Origin of the sequence: Marinimicrobium sp., assembly GCF_002695945.1 — a bacterium.
Classification (GTDB): Bacteria; Pseudomonadota; Gammaproteobacteria; order Pseudomonadales; family Cellvibrionaceae; genus Marinimicrobium; species Marinimicrobium koreense.
The window spans coordinates 33,696-53,949 of record NZ_NZQP01000050.1; the positions used below are offsets into that span (position 1 = coordinate 33,696).

Genomic DNA, 20,254 nt, shown 5'->3' on the forward strand with positions numbered 1-20,254 from the left:
TCGGGCCTTACGTCTGATAAGGATTGTTACCATGACGCTTCCCTCGTCCCGCGCCAACACCCTGCTGTCCTTCTCCAAGCGCAAGCTCTATATGGCCATGCTGGCCTGTTCTCCTTTGGTACTGTCTCAGCCGGCCGCGGCTGGCCCGGAAGGGGGGCGCATTACCGGAGGCTCAGGCCAGATATCGGCGGCACAGAAGCAGATGCTGATTGAGCAGTACTCGGACCGCATTGCGATCGACTGGGACAGCTTTGATCTGGATGCCGACGAGGTGGTGAGCTTTCTGCAGCCAGGAGCGGATTCGGTGGCGCTTAACCGCATACTGAGTGAATCGGCCTCGGACATACGTGGGCGTATTAATGCCAACGGCCATGTGGTGCTGGTCAACCCCCGAGGAATAGTGTTCGGTGAGTCGGCTCAGGTCAATGTGGGTGGCCTGCTGGCCAGCGGTCTCGATATCGGCGTCGATGATTTTATGAACGGTGACTTTGCCTTTTCCGAGCTGGACGGGGCCGAAGGCGCGGTCATCAACCAGGGAACGCTGCAGGCATCACTAGGTGGTTCGATAGGGCTGCTGGGTAAAACCGTCACTAACGAAGGGCTGATTCGCGCTGAGCTGGGGTCGGTAACACTGGCCGCCGGCAAAGAGGCGGTGCTGACCTTCGACAGTGACGGCCTGATGGGTATACGGGTAACCGAGTCCATTCTTCAGGATGAGTTGGGTGTAGATCCCGCAGTAGTGAATGAGGGTTCCATTGAAGCCAAGGGTGGCCGAGTACTGCTGACTGCCTCTGCCAGCCGGGACGTATTCTCCCAGGCCGTCAATACCGGCTCGCTGTCGGACGCACGCAGTGTGGTTATGCACGATGATGGCAGCTTTACGCTGGGCGAAGGGGCGAACCTGGTCAATACGGGTGAGATTCGGGTTGGGCACTCCCAGCACGCCGGTAGTGCGGTCCTGTTGGGCGAGAATGTCACCCAGAGTGGCCTGGTCGAAGCCAATGCCGAGAATGGCGATGGCGGCCGTATTGAGCTCAACGCCCGGAGCACGACCTTACTGAAACGCGGTAGCGAAACCCAGGCAAAGTCCTCCACTGGGGGGCATGGCGGTGAGGTCATGGCGCTGGGCCGATATGTAGGCGCTGAGACCACTGCGTCGGTGGACGCTTCAGGAGCGGAAGGCGGTGGGCATATTTACCTCGGGGGCGACTATCGGGGCGAAAACCCCTGGCTGCCCAATGCAGAAAAAACGATTGTGCAAGCGGAAGCCGAGCTAAAGGCGAGCGCCACTGCTAGTGGCGACGGCGGCCTCATTATCGTATGGGCTGATGAGAGTACGCGGTTTGGTGGTTATATTGAAGCTGCCGGCGCATCGGATGGCCTGGGTGGCTTTGCAGAGGTGTCAGGTAAGAAGCAGCTGGCGTTCTCCGGAACGGCTGACTTATCGGGAGCGCGCGGGGCAGGGACGCTACTTTTAGATCCGGAAGTGATAGAGATAGTTGATAGCGGAAACGACTCTTTAGTGGAGGGTGGTGCGGGAAGTTATGGAATCAGTTTTGAGGATGGTGGGGAAGAGTTTCAGATTGACCCGAGGGTTGTAGAGGCGCTCTTGGAAAGCGGTTCGAACGTCACTCTTGAAGCGACTGAAAGTATCTTAGTTTCTAGCGCTCTAAACGCTGACGGGACGTCATCTGGTACATGGCTCAAGTTTCACTCTGGTGGAAATATCGGGTTAGCTAAGACCATATTTTTGGGGCAAGGTAGCTTTGAGGCAATCGCTGGGCATCCCACCTGCGGTGACGCGATATGTCAGGGCGAAGTGGGCAATAGAACTATTACTCTGTCCGCTGGAACATCGATAGACTCCTCGGAAGAGGTCCTTCTAAGCGCGACGGACACCATTAACTTAATGAGCGGTGGCGAAATTTCAGGTTCCTCCATCACTCTAAGATCCCGAAATAACATTAATGTCGGCGCGAACCTTATATCGGAAGCTGGAAATATCCAGGTTCACGCAGGCGACAGCTCCCTCGATGTTCAAGGTCTGAGCGGAGATCCTGTCGGTGACCTTACAATTACCGGAAACCTGAACTCCGGTGGATCCGATGTCCTGCTCAATGCCACAGGCAATATCGAGCTCAGAGCAGATGCGGTTACAGAAGGTGGAAGGTTCCAGGTGGGCGATGCTGTTGAGGAGGGTAGCCCCGACGCAAGGCCCCTGTCCTTTTCCAACTTCTTTTACGACGAGAATGGTGAGAACGGCCAGACAGAGGGTGTGATTAACACCGGGACTGAGGCCCTTTCTCCGATCGATGGGGATGACACGATTGGTCGGAAGTCGGGAGATATCTATATTTATGCAAGGGACGGTGTTGCACTTGGTGAGGTAAATCGCCGATACAATGTGGGTGTTTCTGACTCAGCTGGAGGCCCCAGCTACATCGGGACCATTCACGTGGATAACGGTGGAGACTTTACTCTGGGTGCTCAGCTTAATTTTAATCACACAGGAGAAAGCACCTGGGAAGGGGGAAACGGGGAAAGCTTAGGTCAAACTGAATTTTATGTAAATTCAGAGGGGAGTATCTACGTTGATGCCAACGAACTTGCTAGCCCTTTGTCGGACGGAAGTTCTTTGCAGAATGACACCGCCATGGGCGATTCTTGGGGTGATGCGCGCGATTCGCTAAATATCGATTGGACCGCCGGCGACACCATTTACCTGAATAAGTCGGTCTTTACCTCTGGTGGAAATGTTGACCTGAAAGCTAACAGTATCCAATTTTCGGATACTGTTCAGATCAATACTGATCGAGCTAATAGCCTCGAAGAGGATAGAACTGGAGTTCAGAACGGGAATGCGCGTCGGTCAAACGGAGGTAATGTAGACCTGACGGTTTCTCAGGCACTGTCACTGGGAACCATTGTGACTGACGGGGACTGCGCCGTTGGAACCTGTGTGGGAAATCTTACGATAAAGATGGATTTCGAAGAAACACAAGCCGGTAGTTTTTCTATAGAGCAGAATGCCGGTTCCCGCCTGGAAGTCGCCGGCGACTTTCTGTTTGGGTTCACTAATGAAAGTGCCGTAGTCAATCTTGACTTTTCAGAGTCGGGTAATCAACTCCATGGATTGGGGGCTGATCATTCCGTACAGGTCGTCACGCCTGGTGATGTTGATCTATTTCATGATGCGGATTTTCGGCTGAATGATGCCGATATTGGCGGAACCCTGTCCGTGGTAAGTCGTGGGTCAATTAATGTGGGTAGCGTTAGCGATCTGACGCTGGGCACTATCAGCACCCAGCAAGAGGGACAGAACGGCTCAAATATTACCATTGATTCCGCCGGATCCCTACTATTGGAGAGTGGGTCGGAGATTAATGCTTCTGCCGGATCCCGGACGAGTGGAGGTCCCGGGTATAATGGTGGTTTTATTCAGCTTAGCGCTGCAGGTGATGTCACGCTTGATGGCAGACTGATGACCCAAGGCGGATCCGGTTATGATGATAGCCGGTTCGGTGACGGGGAGAACGGTGGGGTCGGTGGTGAAGTTGAAATTACGTCGACTGGCGGCAACATAGCGCTCGCAGAGGTCGATGCGAGTGGCGGAGACGGGCACTCATACTCAGCAAGCTTCACTACTAGGTCAAACCCGGCCAACGGTGGTGATGCTGGTGACATTACGGTTACGCCAGCTAGCGAGATTATACTGACGGGTGATCTATTAGCGTCCGGTGGTGCTCTATCAGCCCATGACGAGAACGAAGTAAATGTTTCCCATGGTGCCGGAGGAAACATAGACCTGAATGGTAATGTTTCGATCGCCGCTCCGAGTCTTGTGATCCGCACAGACGCCGGTCCAATCGACGCTGACGGTCTGGCTGAAGATTCAGATATTCAAGCCGGTGACTTTACCATCACCGGGACGCTGGATGCTGAGAATCCGGGCTCACTCTTGACCTTGCATACCGGCACGACCACCTTCGACGGTGCCATTGGCGCGTCGGGTACGGCTAGTCTTACTGAATTGACCATCAACAGCTACGGTGATGTTCAGTTCGGTGGAGGCTCGGCCCCGGTCGCGGACCAGATTCAGGTCAACGCGGTCGGTTTTAATGAACAGTCGCTGGTACTCACCAACACGGACAATCGGTGGGTTCTGCGCGATGGCTCTGAAAGTGATAGTTCTATCACGTTCAACGAAGACCAAGACCCTCATTTTGCTTTCAACGGTTTTGCTTCGCTGACCGGTGGCAGTGGGGTGGATCACTTCACGGTATCGCACAGCGATGCGGTTTACACCATTAGCGGCGGTGGTGGTGACAATAATACTCTTTCGGCCTACACCGAAGACGCCCATAGTTGGAGTCTGTCGAGCGACGATGCCGGCAATCGCCTGACGTCGGCTTCAGAAGCATCCACGGATATCACTTTCTCTGGTATTCAGACTCTGGAAGGTTCTGGTGCTGACACATTGGCCGGCCGGGATCAGGACAATGCCTGGTCGGTGGTCAGTGCCGGCGGCGGTCGTGTTCAGCGGCACCTTGAATCGGGTGCCGCTCAGGATGTGGTGAACTTTTCCGGTATGGCGACCTTGGTGGGTCGAGGCCAGAAGGACATTTTCACCGTTGAGGTGGGCGGCTCCATCGCCGACATTCAGGGTGGTGAAGGTGACAATGAGCTCAGGGCGGTCAGCAATGTTGGCGACACAGTAAGTTGGACGCTGAATGGTGAGAACAGCGGTGGGCCGGTCATCCGGGAGTTTGGTGAGAGCGAGCCCAGAGATGCGTCGACGCTGGTAACGACCTTCTCTGATATTCAAAACCTGACCGGTAGCGACGGCAGCGATCAGTTTCTGGTTCAGGGAGACGCATCCTTGTCCGGTGTGCTGGACGGTGGAGCGGGTGCCAACAACCTCGACTTCTCGGCGTGGGAAGGTGTGGAAGGTGAAGCGCTGAACATCGGTTTCGGAACCACCGATTTTACCTGGAACCTCAAGGGTATTAACGAAGTCACCGGCAATGGCGGGGACTCGACGCTGGGCCTGGCTTATGGAAGCAACGTCTGGACGATCGATCAGGCGAACGGTGGCACTATCTCTCATGCTGCAGGCGAGGGCGAAAGCGGGTTGTTTGCTGGTGATCTCACGTTCACCAACTTTGGCAACCTGCAAGGTGGTTACGGGGATGACGAGTTTACGCTGACCAGTACAGGGTCGATCTCGGGCACCATAGATGGCGGGTCGGAGAGCGGAAATACATTGACCGTCGCTGGCGCGGGTAACGTCTGGCGTTGGGATCACGACGGCGAAACCCAGGCGGCCGTCTCCCAGGATGAGAACGTCCGGGTCGGTGCGTTCAGCGATTTTCAGACGCTCACAGGGTCAGGTTCGGATCAGTTTTACGGGCATGATCAAACCACCTATTGGACTTTGTCCACGGACAACCGTTGGTCGCTTTCCAGCTCAGAGGCCGAGGCTGATGGTTATCTGACTCTGAGCGGTATGAACAACGTCACTGGCGGTACCGGTGATGACCACTTTACCTTGCAGAATGGCGCGACCTACACCGGTGAAATTGACGGTGGTGCCCAGGCCGATGGCTCGACCAGTACCAACACGCTCGCCATCAACGGCAACCCCAGCCTTTGGCATTTGGATGGCCGCACTGAAGACGCAGTAGTCGAGCGTGGTAACGACGAACACGCGCGACTCGATGCCTTCCGCCGTATTCAGACCCTGGAGGGCTCGGGTGACGACCAGGTTCAGGGGCGCAATGCGGCCACCGACTGGGTGTATGACTCCGAGGCTCGGTGGACGCTCTTTGAGCCGGGCACAGACACCAACCCGCTGATTGCTTTTACTGGCATGAGTCAAGTCATCGGCGGCAGTGGCGACGATCGATTTACGTTGCAGACCGGTACCGCCTACGCCGGTGATATCGATGGCGGTGCACAGACGGACGGTTCGGCCAGCACCAACACCCTGACCATCGACGGCGACCCCAGCCTTTGGTATCTGGATGGCCGCACTGACGATGCCGTGGTTGAACTCGGGAACGAAGAAAGTCGACGCCTCAACGCCTTCAGCGGTATCCAGATGTTGCAAGGTTCGGGGGATGACCAAGTTCAGGGCCGCAACGACGCTACTGATTGGAGCTACGGTGCCGATGATCACTGGACGCTCTTTGAACCGGACACCAACACCAACCCACTGATTGCCTTTAGCGGTATGAGCAAGGTTGTCGGTGGCCGTGGTGATGATAAATTTACCTTGCAGAGCGGTGCGGTCTACGCCGGCCAGATCGATGGTGGCGAGCCGGCGGAAAGCACCAATACTCTGACAATCAAGGGTGACCCCAGCCTCTGGTATCTGGATGGCCGCACTGACGATGCGGTGGTTGAACTCGGGAACGAAGAAAATCTACGCCTCACTGCCTTCAGCGGCATCCAGGTGCTGAAGGGCTCGGGTGACGATCACCTTCAGGGGCGTAATAACGCTACCGACTGGATCTACGGCGCCGATTCTCAATGGACGCTCTATGACCCGAACACAAGCACGAATCCGTTGGTCACTTTTGACGGAGTGAGCAAAGTGATCGGTGGTACCGGCAATGACCGGTTCACCCTCTCGGCGGATGCGGTCTACACCGGCGCAATCGATGGCGGTGGGCAAGCGGCTGGTTCGGCCAGCATCAACAGCCTGACCATCAATGGCAATCCCAATATTTGGTATCTCGACGGTCGTACTGAGAGTGCGGTGGTCGAGCGTGATACGACAGCCAATTTACGACTCGAGAGTTTCAGTCGTATACAACGACTGGAAGGTACGGGCGAGGATCAGGTCCAGGGCCGCAATGAGGCCACCGATTGGGTCTATGGTGCTGACAGTCAGTGGAACCTCTATGAACCGGATACCACCAATAACGCCCTGATAACGCTGACTGGCATGAGCAAGGTTACCGGTGGTGCGGGTGCGGATCGGTTCATGCTGCTCGAGAGTGCCTTTTTCGCCGGTGAGATCGACGGCGGGTCTGATGCAGGCAACACTCTATCGGTCAATGGCGGGACCAATCACTGGTACCTGGACCACTCGGCGGCCGATAGGGCGGCCGTACAGGAAGGGGGTGATACCCGGGTCGAAGCCTTTCGTGGTATTCAAACACTGGAAGGAGCGGGAGCGGACACTTTTTACGGACGCGACCAGGGTACCGACTGGGAGCTTACCGCGGGTATGACCTTGGCGGATAACCAATGGAACCTGAACGAAGTCGAAGCGGAGGGTCTTAAGAATCTGACACTGTCGGGTATGGCTTCGCTGGTGGGCGGGTCAGCCGAGGACAGCTTCACACTTATGGCCGGAACTGCGTTTTACGGCACTCTGGATGGAGGCCTCACGGCGAGTAACACGCTCAGTCTGGCCAGTGATGATAATCTCTGGACCGTCACGCACTTTGGCGATAATGGCGCGACCGGTTCTGTGGTCGATCGAATCAATCAGTTCATATCATTCGGTACGCTGTCCGGTGGTGGTGGAGATGTACTTGCCGCACCTGACGTCACCAATGTGTGGACGTTGGAAGGCGCTGGTTCGGGCACTCTGGCCCCCGTTGGTGATCCCGATGATGCCATTCAGTTTGATGGTATGGCAGCCCTGGTCGGCGGCGTCAGTGCCGATACCTTTACTGCTTCAGGCGATACCCTCTTTGAGGGAGTGATTGATGGTGGTGCTGGCGCTAATGACACGCTGAATCTTGAAGGCCTGACGCAAGCCGTCACCGTGGGGATGCTGACACCGGACAACCAGGCGTCAGGTTGGGCGGCCCGGACTGACGACGATATCACCATCCGCAATATCGAAACCTTGACGGCGGCCGAGGCTGGCAATGACGTTGCCGGTGGTACCGGCAATCAGCTTCTGGGGCCCCTGTCGGGCTATTACCTGTGGACTCTGACCGGCGAAAATGCCGGCACTGTTCAGCCCACTTCGGGCGAGTCCCAGCCCAATAACAGCGCTGATCGCGTACTGGATTTTTCCGGCTTCGCTTATCTGGTGGGTGGAGAGGACAGCGACTTCCGCTTTGACGGCGGAGATGCCGTGGGCGGAATAACCGGTGGTAGCGGCGATACTTGGCTGGATTATTCACTGGCGATCGGAGACCTGTGCGTCAACCTGCTTGCGGGCAGTGAAGCCTGCGATGGTCCTCTGTTGGATAACATCGATGGGGTGATCGGTAACAGCAGCTCTGGCTTCAACAGTCAGTTGCGGGCCAATGGCAATGAGGATTACGTCTGGCGAATTCACAATAATGGACACAGCCGTGCTGATGGGATCAATGACGGGGCCTTCGAATACGACGGGGACGACGTCGAATTCATTGACTTCAATCAGCTGGTGGGTGGTGCCAGTGTGGATACCTTCCTGTTTGAAAGTGGAGGAAGACTGACCGGCTATGTTGATGGCCGGGCCGGCAGTGACATCGTTGATACCCGGCAATCTGGTGCCGCCGTGGCGTTTCGGCTCAGGGAGCAGGCTCCAGACGGCACCAGTGGTTCACCCTTATGGCTCAAGGGTATGGAAACCATTCGGGCCCACACTGATCGTGAGAATCTGTTGATCGGCCCGGACCTCCAAAGTGACTGGATAATTGATCGGGCCAATGGTGGTCGTCTGGTAGCCGAGGGTCAGACGGTCAGCTTCACGGGCATCCAGACCCTTTGGGGTGGCTCGAATCAAGATGAGTTCATCTTGGTACGAAATGGCGGGCAGACCGGCTCCGTAACCGGCGGCGTTAATGGTGGCGTAGGCACAGATACTCTGACCATTGGCAGCGCCGATGGCGAAGCAATCGACTGGACGGTGGACGGTTTTGCCGCAGGCAGTGCCGATCGGGCTGGTACCTTCACGGGTATCGAGGTTTTGGCCGGAGGTCAGGGGGATGATCGCGTTACCTTGACCGGCGCTCAGGCCTGGGTGCAAAGCATCGCCGCCGGCGCCGGTACCAACACGCTCACCTACGATGTCGAGCCTAACGACGTGAACGCTGCGACCTGGGCTTTTAGTGGGCCTAACAATGGTTCGGTTACCTTGGGTGAAGCGGAAGACGGCATCAACTTTACCGCCATCAGTGTGCTGACGGGTTCGGGCGCGGATACTCTGCAAGGCACCGGTAACCCCAGCGAGTGGATCATTTCCGGCGCGCATGAGGGCACCCTGGAAACGTCGGTGTCGGGTGACGAGCAACGGCTTGATTTTGCCGGCATGAGCACTCTCTCGGGTGGAAGCGGCAACAATACCCTGACCTCCAGCGGTGCCAACACCTGGGTGCTGACCGACACGGGGGCCGGCAGCCTCAATGAGGTTCTGAATTTCAGTGGTATGGATGAATTGGTCGGTGATGGCGAGAACAACTCCCTGCAGGGTCCGAACCGAGATAACTATTGGCTCCTGACCGGTTCGGATCAGGGTGTAGTTTCTGCTGCGAGCGGAGATGCAGCCAGCCCCGCCGTGGATGGAACCGCCACTGACTTTGTCGGCATGACGACATTGGTTGGTGGACAAGAGGGCGACCAGTTTGTGGCGTCAGCCACGGGAGCTCTGTTCTCCGGTCTGCTCAACGGAGGTGAGCCCGTCGGTCAAGTGGATGATCGAGACAGTGTCGACCTGAGCCAACGTTCGTCAAACGAGCGGATCACCGTGGGAATGGGGGATGCCCTGGATGTCGATGTGAGCATCGTCAATATCGAAACCCTCACAGCCAACCCTGATGCCAATAGCGGGAATCAGGGACACATTCTGAAAGGTCCTCAAGAGGGTACCTATCAGTGGGTTATTACCGACATTAACACCGGTAAGGTGTTCCCCGAAAACAACGAGCGGACCGACACCATCCTGGCCTTTCATGACTTTGCTTTTCTGGAAGGCAGCGAGAACAATGTGTTTGCCTTCGAAGGCGGAGACCTGACCGGCGGAGTCACCGGTGGCAGTGGCTCCAACTTCCTGGATTACTCCAGTAGCGACGGGGATATCTGCATCGCCCTTTTGGACGGTGTGTCCGGGTGCGATAGCATGGCTATGGAGGGGATCAACGGCATTATCGGCAATCACACCGATAACGGGTCACCCAACAGTACGTTACGCGTGGTGGGTGACGGCGATTACACCTGGAGTGTTCAGAAACTTGACGAGCTGGCCTCCAGCGATGGCATCAATGACGGCATCTTTGATGTCGGCGGCGACAATGAAATCCGTTTTATCGACTTCAATCATCTGGTGGGCAGTGACGGCAATAACCGGTTCGAGTTTGTCGGCTCCGGCGAGATCACCGGTTCAGTGGACGGCGGCGCCACTCGCGGGACTGGCCGCAATGTGATCGATACCACTGGCTCTGATTATGGTTTTGCCTTCTGGCAGTCAACGCCGTCGGGGTCAGGCGAGACGGACACCGCTTTGAGGGTACAGAACATTCAAACGCTGAGCGCACGCAACGACCGGCATAATGTGCTTCACGGTGTTGACAGCGAGGCTACCTGGACGGTCACCGGCACGGACTCGGGCTACCTGGGTAACGATTCGCTTCGCTTCGAGGGGGTTCAACATCTGAAGGGCGGTTCTGCAAGGGATACCTTTGTGGTGAACACCGGGGGACTAATCACCGGCGCCATCGACGGTGGCGGAAACGATGACACCCTTGAGGTAGCGAGTGAAGGTGACGACTCGGTTTACTGGCGGGTCAGCGGGAAAGATCAGGGCTCGGTTGAGGATCGTGTTGCGTCCTTTACGGGCCTGTCCGACCTTCTTGGCGGTGAAGGCGATGATCGCTTTACCCTGACATCGGCGGCACAGGTCTCCGGCATCGACGGTGGTAACGGCGACAATGGATTGGCGTATCAACTTTCCGATAGCGAAACTGCCGAGCAGGCGGCCCAGTGGCGGCTGACCGGTCAGTATGACGGCGAGATTGAAACGGCGAATGGCAGGATCAGTGGCTTTGAAAACATTCACTCACTGGCTGGTTCCGGTCACGATACTCTGACCGGCGACAATGTGGCGACGCGTTGGCTGATCAGTCATTCGGATGGCGGTTCGGTGGGGGCGGAATCCACGGTAAGCCAACACTATATGGCCTTTGAAGGCATGGCCACGCTTGTGGGCAATACCCAAGCGGATCACTTCTCGATTCTCGACAGCGGCAACGACTTCAGCGGTGTGTTGAAAGGCGGTGCCAGTGGCAATAATCGTCTCAGCGCAAATCAACACAATAACGCCTGGGCTCTGAGCGGTGCTGGCCGTGGAACGCTCAATGAATCAATTGTATTCGAGGCAATCCAGACGCTGGTCGGCGGTGGTGAGGGCAACACCTTGAGAGGGCCCAACCGGGATAACCGTTGGTTATTGACGGAGGCAAGGCGCGGCACGGTATCCGAACAGGGCATCAGTGGCACCAGTACCGAGTTTGTCGGGATGGAAACCCTGGAGGGCGGCGCTCGCAATGATCTGTTCGTAGCGGGCGGCGCACTGACGGTCGGCCAGTTGGCCAGCTTTGAACAGCTAAGCGGCGGAGCTCAATCTGAGGGAGGCGTCGATGCGTTGGATCTTACCGCCCTGTCTGACAATGGGCCCGTCTCGGTCGGACTCGGTGGCCTCAACGACGTCGACATTCAGGTCGCCGGAATCGAACAGGTTGATGCCCAGGGCGCTGGCAATCGCCTGTACGGTGCCTCCGATGCGGCCTACTCCTGGGTGGTTAATGCGCTCAATGCCGGGCAGGTCTCCCCAACCGCATCCGGCGCGAGTGACGCGGGTGTCACATTCACGGGTTTCACTGAGCTGACCGGCGGCACCCATAGCGATACCTTTGCATTGCTGGGCACCGGCAATGTGGACGGTACTATTGAAGGCGGCGATGGCGATGGTATCGATCTGGTGGACTATTCCAATCAGGCCGGCGATGTCGTGGTCACCGTGGGCGATATCGATTCGGATATTCTCGGCATTGAGGGCGTGGTCGGAAAAAGTGGCGCCGTTGCCAGCGACACCACCAGTACCTTGAAAGTTGCAGGCGGAGTGACGGATTCAGTGGCCTGGACCATCCAGCGATTGGCCGATCTGCCTAACAGCGATGGCGTAAACGACGGAGAGGTGGCCATCGACAATCACCAGCCGTTCTATTTTATTGACTTCAATGTGCTGGAAGGTGGTGACGGGCAGGATGCGTTTGTTCTGCAGAACGAAGGCCAGCTGGTCGGTCAGATCAATGGGCGGGGCGATTTCAATACGGTATCCACTCAGGAAGCGGAGCTGGCGCACCGGTTTACGGTGGGCGATCGCGAGAACAACGAAACCCGGTTGGTCAATATCGACTCGTTGACCGCCAGCCTGGATCGCGACCATCAACTGGTCGGTACCGGCGAGGGAAACACCTGGCGTTTACAGGAGCGCGGTGCGGGTGAACTCGAAGGACAATTGAGCTTTCGGGGTATCGATCATCTGGTGGGTGGAAACGGTACTGACAATTTCATTTTTTCGGGCGATGGTCTGGTCAGTCGCATCGAGGGGCGCGGCGCTCTGGCAGACAATATCCTCAATATCGAGAACACCGCCGAGCCGCTGCTGATCTCCCTGGACCTCAACAACCAGGGCGCTGATGTTCGTGTCAGCGGCGTTGGTAGCCTGGTTGGCAACCGCGACATCAATCACCGGCTTCAGGGCGAAGACCGATCCAACACCTGGGTGATCGATGGTCAGGACAGCGGTTCGCTCAATGGTGATATCCGTTTCGCCGGCTTTGTCGACCTGCTCGGCAATAGCAAGACGGATCGTTTCGAACTGCATGGTATCGGAGCCGTGAGCGGCGCAATTGACGGCGCGGGTGGTGAAGACACCCTCGATCTGTTTGAGCTGGCCGACGATCGAAAACTCAAGTTGGCGGTGGAATCTCCGTCCTCAGAGGACGCACCGACGGCTGATCTGCAGGTGTTCAATATCGATACCCTGGCGGCACCTACGGCCGCCGGTCATACCCTGATCGGGCGCGCGGACGAAAACCTCTGGGTGCTGGACGGCGAGAATCGGGGCACACTCGGTGACCTCAATTTCACGGGAGTGGCCAATCTGATCGGCGGTAATGGCACCGATGTCGTCGAGTTTCTGTCGGGCGGGTCGTTGCAGGGCTATATCGATGGTCGCGACGGCGACAACACCGTGGACATGTCCGAGGTCAACCGGCTCGTGGCTGTGACAGTGGGGGAAGCCCGCGGAGACCTGCGCAACATCACCCATTTCATCGGGAACAATACCAAAACCACCTTGACTTCTCTGCACGCCGACAACAGCTGGCGGCTTGATCGGGGCGAAAACGCCGGTACGCTCAACACCCGCCTGAGTTTCGAGGGCGTTACCGACCTGATTGGAGGCGAGGGCGTTGATACGTTCCGTCTCGACGGCGGTGGCGTGACCGGCCTGATTGACGGTGCTTCCGGCAATGACCAGTTTCTGATGAACCTGCCCACCGGTGTCGAAGGCAATCAGCGTCTGAGCGGCGGCGCAGGCGATGATGAGTTGCGGGTGTCCGGCGGTGATGCGAATTATCAGGTGACCTACAGCACGCGCACTGGTGGTGAGGAACAGCTTCGCTACACTGCCGGCAATGGCAAGGTCTTCGGTGTCGAGTTTTCGCAGCTGGCGCAGGTGCAGGACAATGTGCTGGCCGATGTGTTGACTATCAACACCCGCCTGAATCCGGATCGGGTCGTAATAGAAGACAATCGCGTCCAGGTCAGTGATCTGGCGCAGCTCAATTACACCAACAAAACCAACCTCACTCTCGCCGCCAATACCGACGATGTGGTGGATCTGGTCGGTGCCCTGTCCGTGCCCGGGCGCCTGGAAATTCGCAACGCCCGGGTAACCCAGAGTGCGGACGAGGCCTTGTCCGCACGCGAGCTGCGTCTGGTCTCGGTCAGCGAGTTTGGCTCCGTCGAGAGCCCAATCGAGACCGGGATTGAAACCCTGATGGCGGATGTCGGCACCGGTGGCCTGGCGCTGCGTAATAGCGAAGCCCTGGTATTGAAAGAACTGCGCAGCCTGGGGCGTGCGCAGGTGACGGCTCGAGGCAATCTTACCAGCGACGCGGATCTTTCCGTCGCGGGTGTCACTCACTTTGCGTCCGAGCAGGCGGGTATCTATCTGGATGGCGGCAACCGTTTCAGCAATACCGTTCATCTTGATGCCGCCCAGGACATTGAGCTGCATCATCAACGCGAGTTGTTGTTGGGCGACGTGCAGGCACAGACTTTCGGGCTCAATAATCGCGGTGATGTTGCTCAGAGTAATGGTGCCTGGACGGTCGACCTTCTGGATCTGTCCGTTGATGGAAACCTGCAGGCCATGAACGAGAACAACCGCATTCAGGGCCTGCGTGCGGACCAGGTGGGGGATCTGACGCTGGACAGTCGTGAGGTATTGCGTCTGGATAGCATCGACAGCGACGGTCAGGTGCGGATTGGTAGTCGGGGCCTGTCGGTTGAAAACCGGCTCAGCGCCGAAAGCCTGAATCTCGATGCACAAAACGGTAGCCTGACTATCAATCATTCAATTACCGCAAACGATATTCAGCTTGCCGGTGAGCGGGTCGCGCAGGACGCCGAGGTGATCAGTGGTGGCGCCCTGAGCATTAACGCCAAGGACGCTATTGAACAGAATGCTCGATTGGCTGCGGTGGCGGATATTCAGTTGGACGCCGGCGGTGAGTTGACCATGAGCCGCTCGGCGCGCACCGAAACCCGATCCGGCAACATTGAGTACGCCGCTGGCGACAATCTGACCATCAGTTACCTCGACAACCCTGAGGGCACCATTGCGCTGCGCAGTGGCCGGCGCATTGAATCCGCACTGGAAGCGCAGACGACCGGCGTGATTGCTCAGCGAATCGAACTGGCGGCCATCGAGGGCATTGGTGCCGGACAGACCATCGCGCTTGATACCCGTGAACTGCACGCCACCAATAACCGGGGCCGGATCGATCTGGGCAATACCGGGGACGTGCGGATCGATCGCCTGGCCAACAATGACGATATTGTGTTTTTCAACGAAGGGACGGTGACCCTGGATAACCGGGAGGGGCCGGTATTTGATCGTTCCGCCGAGGGTGCCATTGAGGCCGGCGGCGTGGTGAATGCCAACTACTATGTCGGTACCGTTCGTTTTACGGTCGCGGAGGGCAGCCTGCTGGGACTGGGCGGCATCAATGTGAACAAGCCGGACCTGGTCGGCCGGCGAGGCCTTTTTGTCGTGAGTGGCGATATCGGGTCGGTGGCCCGGCCGCTGGTCATGTACTTCAAGGACTCGCTGGTTCTGCAGGGTATTCGGAGCTGGCAGCCTGTCTGGGGTTTTGGCCAGATACCGGAAACATTCGAAAACAACTCGGCCATTCAGTTCAGCAATCAGGAGCTGACCAGTGCCGGTGAACAGATGGTAGAAGTGGAAAGCCTGGAAGACATTGACCCCGCCATTTTCACCGCAGTACGCAACTACAGTTTCGACGAAGTCTCGATTCTTATGCCACCGGATCAGCGCTACGGCAATGAGGAGGAAGACGAGGAACGGTATTCCGCGTACTGAGTGTGTTCAATCATAACGACCAAAAAACAGGGATTAAAGGACGTTTCATGAGTGCCGTATCAACAGCTCTGAAAGTGGTGGGTCTGGCCTGCCTGGGCTTCGCCACCACGCCATGCCTGGCGGGCAGTTTTCTGGAAATGCCGGATACCACCGAGGTGCCGGATCTGGAAGAGCAGAGTCTGCGTCTGGATCTGGATGTGCCCCCCGTGCGTGACCGCAGCCCCGACCCCCAGGCAGGCCCCCGGCTGAACGTGCGCGAATTTCGCGTGCAGGGTCTGGTGGAATACCCGGAACTGGGCATTACCCGGGCCGAAGTGATGGAGAAAGTCGAAGCGTTGCGCTTCGATATGATGGATGAGGATGCCATGCTGGAATCGGGCTATACGCTCGATGAGCTGGCATCGCTATCGGATCTGATTGCGGAAATCGAAGAAGACACCAAGGATCGCCACGTCGGCCCGCTGGAAGTACAGCGCGTGGTGTTCCATGTGCGTGAGCAGCGGCGGCAACGGGGCATTACTCTGGGCATGATTGAAACCGTCGCCGATACCATCACCCGGTATTATCGCGAGCGGGGCTTCATTCTAGCCAAAGCCTATATTCCCGAACAGCGGGTGCGCGACGGCGTGGTCAACCTCACCGTGCTGATGGGCAATCTTGGCGAGGTACGGGTGGAGAACAATGACCACTATCGGGACCGTACCCTGGCCCGGGTGTTCGATGGCGTGCTGGATAAACCGGTAAAAGCGGGCGTCATTGAAGAGCGCCTGTTTTTTGTCAACGATTTGCCAGGTGTGCGGGCGCGCGGCTTCTTTGAGCCCGGTCAACAGGTGGGCGATTCGCGCATGGTCCTGAATGTCACCGACGAGCGTCGGCTCGATGCCAACCTGCGCATCGATAACCACGGCTCGGAATCCTCCGGCGAGTATCGATTGTACGGCGATGTCTATTGGCACAATCCACTGGGTATTGGCGATCAGCTGCAGGTCGGGGTGCTCAACTCCTACGAGCCGGATAACTCCCTGTATGGCATGTTCCGCTACCGGGTGCCCGCCTACTTTCCGCGCCTGAAGTTTTCGGTGGGCGCCTCCAGCAATGACTTTGTGGTCGGACAGTCGAGTTCCGATGATATTGATGCATTGAATATTGAAGGTCGTTCAGAGGTGCTCGACGCGGCGCTGGACTATCAACTGCGTCGCACCCGTCTGAAGAACCGGTCGGTACACTTGCGCTGGGCGGAAATCGGCTCGGAAATGGACTTTGTCAACTCGGCGTTGGTGCGGCACAGCGTTGTTCGCAATCTGACGCTGGAGTACCGCTTCGATCGCCTGGATGAAGAGCGACGCTTGCTGCACCAAGGGGGCCTGAGCGTTACCCGAAGCGAATTCAGCAAGGTGGACCCGATGGATGAGCAGTTGCCTCAGACGCCGACTCTGGTGAATTTGGACTATACCCTGCTCGGCTTCTGGCGGTTACCCTTCACCGAGCTGGGGACCCGGGTGATCAGCCGCACCTCATTGCAGTACTCGGGAGAGGCGCTTTCGTCGGTGAATCAGTTCTCTCTGTCCGGCCCGCGCAAGGCGCGCGCTTTTGCCCTCAATGCCTATTTTGCGGACGACGGTGTACACACCGGTGTCGACTGGATTTTCCCCGGTTTCGGGCCACTGAAAGACGCGCTGCAGCCCATGCTGTTTGCCGACTATGGCTACGGGCAGCGCTATGCGATCCTGGAGGGGGATGAGGACACCGAGGGGGAGTTCAGCAATATTGGTCTCGGTTTTCGGATCAACGTAGCCGGGGTGCGCGGCTCGCTCACCCTGGCCCAGCCCCTCGCGGCCCGCAATACGGCGCTGGAGGATGATAGCGATATTGAGGACGACGTCCGGGCCTACTTCGATCTCCAGTATAGTTTTTAGATGTCGTAGACCACTTAACATTCGAAAAAAGGTGTCGGTTGGGGTATGGTTACCCTCAAGTAGATGGTCATATTGAATATAAGGGCCTTCTGCGATTCCACGATAACGAGGGGTAACCATGATAAAGAGAGTGAAGTCCTTATTCAGACCCGTGGCGGTCGGGCTATGCGCCGCCGCGCTGGTCACGGCCTGCGCGACCCAGCCCGGCAGCGACACCCTGACGCTCAACGAGCGTGATTACTTCGAACGCCCCGGCGTCAACGTCTTGGCGTTCGCCAACCCACCCGGCGGCCTGTTCTTCGACGCCAAAACCAGTGGTGTGGAAATCATCCACCACGGTGAACGCACCGCCACCAACGGCGATGTGCGCCTGCTGCCCACCCCCGAACAGTGGGATGGTATGGGCCAATTGGTCGAGCGCCGGGTCATTCGGGACAGCCAGCGGGTGGAAACCCAGTTGGCCTACCCGGAGCACGACTTTGAATACACCGTGGTGACCGAAGCGCAGGGCGATAAAGTCCTGATGCGAGTGTTGCTGGATGAGCCGCTGCCCGCCGCTCTGGAAGGCAAGGCTGGCCTGAACATGGAATTTGTCCCGGCGGCCTATTTCGGTAAGGGTTACCTGGCCGATGGCGTGGCCGGCACTTTCCCGCGCCACCCCGCCGGCCCGATGATCGTCAAAGATGGCCTCACCGAGTCCACCCCCTTTGCTCAGGGGCAGCACCTGGTACTGGCGCCGGAAGACCCCAAACGCACCGTAAGTATCCGTAACCTGCGCGATGAGCGCGAACTGATGCTCTACGACGGTCGCAACAAGGCCCAGAACGGCTGGTACGTGGTGCGCAGCCTGCTGCCCGCCGGCGAATCCGGTGTGGTGGCCGAGTGGGAACTGGATATCAACGGCATCCCCGGCTGGACCCGGGATCCGGTCATCAGTTATTCCCAACTGGGCTATCATCCGGCGCAGAACAAGCGTGCCATCATTGAGCTGGACGCCAACGCTCAGCCCGAGGGTTCGGCGCGTCTGCTGCGGGTCAAGGACAGCGGCGATACTGAGGTGGTCAAGCAGGGTACCCCGGAGACCTGGGGCGACTACCTGCGCTACCAGTATCTGACCTTCGATTTCTCCGATGTCACCGAGCCCGGCCTTTACCAGTTGGCCTATGGCGACCAGACCACGCTGCCTTTCCCGATCGACGATAAGGTGCATGAGAACACCTGGCAGTTGACCCTGGATGTCTTCTTCCCGGTGCAGATGGACCATATGAAAGTGCGCGAAGCCTACCGGGTCTGGCACGGTGCCTCGCACCTGGACGATGCCCTGCAGGCACCGCCCAACTACGAGCACTTTGACCTCTTTGCCCACGATGAAAATACCGATACCGACTTCGAGCCCTTCGAGCATATTCCGGGCCTGAACTACGGCGGTTGGTACGACGCCGGTGACTACGATATCCGCACCCAGTCCCAGTACTTCACCGTGCAGCATCTGGTGCACACCTGGGAGCAGTTCGGTATCGATCGGGATAACACCACCGTGCTGCAGGACAAGCGCTACGCGGAAATCCATCGTCCCGACGGCAAGTCCGACATTCTCCAGCAGATCGAGCACGGCACCCTGGCGCTGATTGCCCAGCACCGGGCCATCGGGCACGCCATTCCGGGCATTGTCGCCTCGCACCTGTACCAGTATCCGCACCTGGGTGACGGTTCCACCAAAACCGACAACAAGGTCTATGACCCGGCGCTGGATCCGCATGCCGACGAACGCGGTGTGGGCGAGATGTACGAGCCATCCACCATTGATCCGACGCCCACCGAGGACGTGATGCCCTCGGACACTATGCGCAGTGGCCGGTTTGATGACCGTTGGGCTTTCACCACCAACACCACCGCGCTCAACTACGGCTCCGCCGCCGCATTGGCCGCCGCCAGTCGGGCCCTGGGCGGCTACAACGACGAGCTGGCCGAAGAGAGCCTGCAGACCGCCCGAAACGTCTGGGAGTACGAGCAGGGCCGTGAACCCAACACTTTCCGCAACGCCAACACCACCGGCGGACGGATTGAGGAAGAGCAGCTGAAGGCGGCCGTGGAGTTGTTACTCAGCACTCAGGAGGAAAAATACGCGGACGCGGTGCGCGCGCTGCTGCCGCAGGTCTCCGAGCGCTTTGCCCAGAACGCCTTCATGCTGGCGGCGGCGCTGCCGCTGATGGATGAGGCCTACGAGCGCGACCTGCGCGAGCTGACCCAGGCCTATCGGGACAGCATTGGCGAGTTCGAAGCCGAGAATCCCTTCGGCGTGCCTATCACCCGTGGCGGCTGGGCCGGTGCCGGTACCGTGATCAGCTTCGGTATCGCCAACTACTGGTTGAATCAGGCCTTCCCGGACATTGTCGAAGCGGACCTGGTGCACCGCAGCCTGAACTTCGTGTTCGGTCAGCACCCGGCTTCCAACTACTCGTTCGTGTCGGGCCTGGGGCCGGATTCGGCCACTGTCGCGTACGGCAGCAACCGGGCGGACTTCTCCTTCATCCCCGGCGGTATCATCCCGGGCATTCTGGTGTTGCCACCGGACTTCCCGGAAAACAAAAACAACTGGCCGTTCTTCTGGGGTCAGAATGAGTACGTGATCACCGTGGGCGGTAGCTATCTGTTTCTGTCCAATGCGGTGCGATCGATGTTTGCTCAACCCTGATTGAATCGTCAGCCACGTATT

The 20,254-nt window shown here is 58.0% G+C and carries 3 protein-coding genes; all 3 read left to right on the top strand.

Annotated features, from left to right (window positions below; genetic code table 11):
- Positions 1–31: 31 nt before the first annotated feature.
- The 3 genes from CMG77_RS11355 (at position 32) to CMG77_RS11365 (ending at position 20,233) form a co-directional block, all read left to right on the top strand.
- A complete protein-coding gene (locus CMG77_RS11355) occupies positions 32–15,622 on the top strand; it encodes a two-partner secretion domain-containing protein (protein WP_286805038.1) in 15,591 nt (5,196 codons plus the stop codon).
- A 47-nt stretch (positions 15,623–15,669) separates the two neighbouring features.
- Complete coding sequence (locus CMG77_RS11360; protein WP_286805037.1) at positions 15,670–17,538, top strand: ShlB/FhaC/HecB family hemolysin secretion/activation protein; 1,869 nt, start codon at positions 15,670–15,672, stop codon at positions 17,536–17,538.
- 130 nt (positions 17,539–17,668) lie between these two features.
- The gene (locus tag CMG77_RS11365) at positions 17,669–20,233 is read left to right on the top strand and encodes a glycoside hydrolase family 9 protein (protein ID WP_286805035.1); all 2,565 of its coding nucleotides are present in this window, start codon (positions 17,669–17,671) and stop codon (positions 20,231–20,233) included.
- Positions 20,234–20,254: the final 21 nt, after the last annotated feature.